Origin of the sequence: Spirillospora sp. NPDC046719 (genome assembly GCF_040645715.1) — a bacterium.
In the GTDB taxonomy this organism is placed as follows: domain Bacteria; phylum Actinomycetota; class Actinomycetes; order Streptosporangiales; family Streptosporangiaceae; genus Spirillospora.
Window position 1 is genome coordinate 1 of record NZ_JBEYYT010000721.1, and the last position, 3,169, is coordinate 3,169.

Genomic DNA, 3,169 nt, shown 5'->3' on the forward strand with positions numbered 1-3,169 from the left:
ACGGCGGCCCCTCCCCCGGCCGGCGTCGGGACGCGCCCGCGCCGCAGGACCGTTCCGTTCCGGTCCACCAGCGCCGCGGCGATCTTCGTGCCGCCGATGTCGAGCGCGGCGAGCGTCCCGCCGCTCACAGCAGCCCGGCGGCGGCCAGCGTGCGGCGGACGTGCCCGGTCTCGGCCGCGTCCAGCTGGATCTGCGGCGGCGCGGTGACCGGGCAGTCGATGACGCCGCGCAGGTGCAGGGCGGCCTTGAACGAGCCGAGCGCCGACGAGCCGCGCCCCATCCGGGCGGCGGCGCCCGCGTTGACGATGTCGAACAGCCGCAGCAGCCGCTCCTGCTCGGCGCGCGCCTCGTCCCAGCGGCCCTCCCGGCACAGCCGGTACAGCCGGACGTAGCCGTCCGGGTCGACGTTGCCGAGGCCCGGGACGACGCCGTGCGCGCCCATCGCGAGCGCCGAGTCGACGGTCAGCTCGGACCCGGTCAGCACGCTGAACCCGCCGGTCCCCGCGTCGCGGAGCGCGACGAGCAGGCCGCGCAGCCCGCCCTCGTCGCCGCTGGAGTCCTTCACGCCGGCGAGGACGCCCTCATCCGCGAGCCGCAGCAGCATCGCCGCGTCCAGCTTGGAGTGCACCGAGACCGGCAGATCGTAGGCGTAGACGGGGACCGGGACGGCGGCGGCGACGCGGCGCAGGTGCGTCTCGATCTCCGCCGGGTGGGTGCGGGTGTAGAACGGCGCGGTCGCGACGACGCCGTCGCAGCCGAGCTCGGCGGCGGCGCGGGCGTGCTCGACGACCCGCAGCGTGGTCATGTCGATCGCGCCGGCGAGCACCGGGACCTGCCCGGCGACGTGCTTGACCACCGTCTCCAGGACCGTGCGGCGGTGCGCGTCGGGCAGGAACGCGACCTCGCTGGTGGAGCCGAGCACGAACAGCCCGTCCACGCCGGCGCCGACGAGGTGGTCGACGAGCCGTTCGAGGGACGCGGCGTCGACGTCCAGGTCGGGGGTCAGCGGCGTGCAGACCGGGGGGACGACGCCGGTGAGCGGCGGGGCGGCGGGTCCGGCGGGAGCGGCGGTCACGGGATCTCCTGGGAAACGGGGGAAAGGGCGAGGTCGGACGGGTCGGTGACGGGATGCAGGCAGCGGTACGCGTGCCCGGCGTCGCCGGCCTCGGCGAACGCGGGCATCGCCTCGGCGCACTCCTCGGTGGCGCGCCAGCAGCGGGTCCGGAACGGGCAGCCGCTCGGCGGGTGGACGGCGGACGGGACGGGCCCGTCCAGCCGGATCGGCTCCATCGGGTCGAGGAGGCTCGGGGTGGCCGACAGCAGCGCCCGCGTGTACGGGTGCCGGGTGTCGCCGCGGGCCACGGCGGCGGCCGGGGCGTCCTCGACGATGCGGCCGAGGTACATGGTGACGACCCGGTCGGACATGCGCCGGACGGTCTGGATGTCGTGCGAGACGAACACCATCGACAGGCCGAGGCGGTCCTTGAGGTCGAGCATGAGGTTGAGGATCTGCGCGCGGACGGACACGTCGAGCGCGGACGTCGGCTCGTCGGCGACCAGCAGCGACGGCTCCAGCGCGAGCGCGCGGGCGATCGCGACGCGCTGCCGCTGCCCGCCCGACAGCTGCCCGGGGAGGGCGGCGGCGAGCTGCGGCGGCAGCCCGACCAGCGACATCAGCTCGCGGACGCGGGCGTCGCGTTCGGCGGGCGTGCCGCGCCGGTGCACGTCGAGCGGGTCGCGGAGGATCGCCCGGACGGGCAGCCGCCGGTTCAGCGCGGTCGCCGGGTCCTGGAAGACCATCCCGACGGACGCGCCGAGCCGCGCGGACCGGTCGCGGGACCGCAGCGCGCCGAGGTCGTCGCCCTCGAACAGCACCGTGCCCTCGGTGGGCCGGGTCAGGCCGACGAGCACCTTCGCGAGCGTGGACTTGCCGCAGCCGGACTCGCCGACGATCCCGACGGTCTCGCCGCGTCCGATGGCGAGGTCGGCGCCGGTGAGCGCGTGCACGGCGGCGCGGCGCAGCGGGTTGCCGCCGCGCACCGGCAGCCGGACGTGCACGCCGCGCAGTTCCATGACGGGTGTGGTCATCGCTGTTCTCCCGCCTTGGCGGTGGCGGGCGCGCCGGCCGCCGCGCCGATCGGGTGGTGGCAGGCGAACGCGTGCCGGTGCGGCTCGCCGGACGCCTCGGGACGGGTCGTCGCGCACAGTTCGGTGGCGGCGGCGCACCGGTCGGCGAACCGGCAGCCCGCCGGGAAGTGCGCGGGGGACGGGACGACGCCGGGGATCTGCACGGGCCGCGCGTCCGCCGCCTCCAGCGACACGACGGCGCCGAGCAGGCCGCGCGCGTAGTGGTGCCGGGACGAGGCGACGACGTCGGAGGTGACGCCGGCCTCGGCGACCTGCCCGCCGTACATCACCACGACGCGGTCGGTGACGTCGGCGACGAGCGCGAGGTCGTGCGAGACGAGGATCAGCGCGAACCCGAGCTCGGCGCGCAGCCGCAGCAGCAGCCGCATGACGGCGGCCTGGACGGTGACGTCGAGCGCGGTGGTCGGCTCGTCGGCGACGACGAGCCTCGGGTCGCGGGACAGCGCCATCGCGATCAGCACCCGCTGCCGCTGCCCGCCGGACAGCTCGTGCGGATAGGAGCGCAGCGTCCGGTCCGGGTCGAGGCCGACGAGGTCGAGCAGCTCGGCGGGGGTGCGGGTGCCGCCGCGCCGGGTGAGCTGGCGGAGCTGGGCGCGGATCGTCATCGCCGGGTTCAGCGAGGACAGCGCGTCCTGGTAGACCATCGCCATGTCGTGGCCGAGCAGCGCGCGGCGCTCCCGGGCGGGCAGGGCGCGCAGGTCGCGGCCGTCGAACAGCAGCCGGCCGCCGATCCGGGCCCCGCGCGGCTCCAGCCCCATGATCGCCAGGCTGGTGAGGCTCTTGCCGCAGCCGCTCTCGCCGACCAGGCCGACGACCTCGCCGGGCCGCACGTCGAGGGACACCCGGTCGACCACGTCCACGTCGCCGTAGCGGTCGGGGAACCCGATGGCGAGGTCCTCGACGCGCAGCAGCGGTTCGCCGTCCGGGAGGGGGCGGGCGCGGTCGGCGAGGCGGCGTCCGGCCTCGCGCAGGTCTTCCTCCAGCCGCGCGGCGGGCGGCGCCGGGGCCGCGGCCGTCCGGG

At 76.7% G+C, this 3,169-nt stretch carries 3 protein-coding genes; all 3 read right to left on the reverse strand.

Annotated features, from left to right (window positions below):
* Nucleotides 1–124: 124 nt before the first annotated feature.
* The gene (locus ABZ914_RS49220) at nucleotides 125–1,075 is read right to left on the reverse strand and encodes a dihydrodipicolinate synthase family protein (RefSeq protein WP_500201494.1); all 951 of its coding nucleotides are present in this window, start codon (nucleotides 1,073–1,075) and stop codon (nucleotides 125–127) included.
* Nucleotides 1,072–2,088, reverse strand: coding sequence for an oligopeptide/dipeptide ABC transporter ATP-binding protein (locus ABZ914_RS49225; protein ID WP_500201495.1), 1,017 nt, complete (start codon nucleotides 2,086–2,088; stop codon nucleotides 1,072–1,074). Before ABZ914_RS49225 ends, ABZ914_RS49220 begins: the two co-directional genes overlap by 4 nt.
* Nucleotides 2,085–3,169 (reverse strand): ABC transporter ATP-binding protein (locus tag ABZ914_RS49230; RefSeq protein ID WP_500201496.1); only part of this gene is annotated, 1,085 nt, incomplete at its 5' end. The genes ABZ914_RS49230 and ABZ914_RS49225, both read right to left, overlap by 4 nt.

Bases quoted from the DNA above. Each gene is read 5' to 3' on its own strand.
- ABZ914_RS49225 (WP_500201495.1), bottom strand. From the start codon at position 2,088: ATGACCACACCCGTCATGGAACTGCGCGGCGTGCACGTCCGGCTGCCG.